The 633-nt window shown below is 46.4% G+C and carries 1 protein-coding gene; it reads left to right on the forward strand.

The features are described 5' to 3' along the window. Nucleotides 1-15 precede the first annotated feature (15 nt). On the forward strand, nt 16-606 hold the full coding sequence (locus ABEB03_RS28210) for a hypothetical protein (protein WP_425589315.1): 591 nt from the start codon (nt 16-18) through the stop codon (nt 604-606). The last annotated feature ends 27 nt before the right edge of the window (nt 607-633 follow it).

The raw sequence follows: 633 nt of genomic DNA on the forward strand, positions 1-633 counted from the left end.
GAATCGACAAATCATTTGCGCCCTGTTTACACCCTAGAAATGTGCATGACCGGTTTGGACAGGAAGAAGGCATCTGTGTTTTACAAGACTTCTGCAAGCTCTGCTGCTGCGATGACTGATCTCTCTGGTATTAGGATGATTCTTCCGGATTCTGATATATGTGACTTTGAATTCGATCCTTGTGGTTACTCCATGAATGCCATTGAAGGGAGTGCAATTTCTACTATTCATGTGACACCAGAAGATGGGTTCAGTTACGCTAGTTTTGAAGCAGTGGGGTATGATTTTAAATCGATGAACTTGACCCACCTGCTGGAGAGGGTGTTGGCTTGCTTCCAGCCAAGCGAGTTCTCTATCGCGTTGNCTTGCTTCCAGCCAAGCGAGTTCTCTATCGCGTTGCATTCTGATGCTGTCGCTAACAAACTTAGTACCGATATGAGTCTGGATGTGCAGGGATACTACTGTGGAGAAAGGAGCTTTGAAGTGCTCGGCAAGGAGGGAGGTTCTGTTGTATACCACAACTTCATGAAGGCCGGTGGATGTGGGTCTCCTAGGTCGATTCTGCATTGCTGTTGGAGTGAGAGTGACGAAGACGAGAAAAAGTAAGTAGAGAAGGATTATAATACTCTGGGC

Source organism: Streptomyces siamensis (assembly GCF_039543605.1).
GTDB lineage: Bacteria > Actinomycetota > Actinomycetes > Streptomycetales > Streptomycetaceae > Streptomyces > Streptomyces siamensis.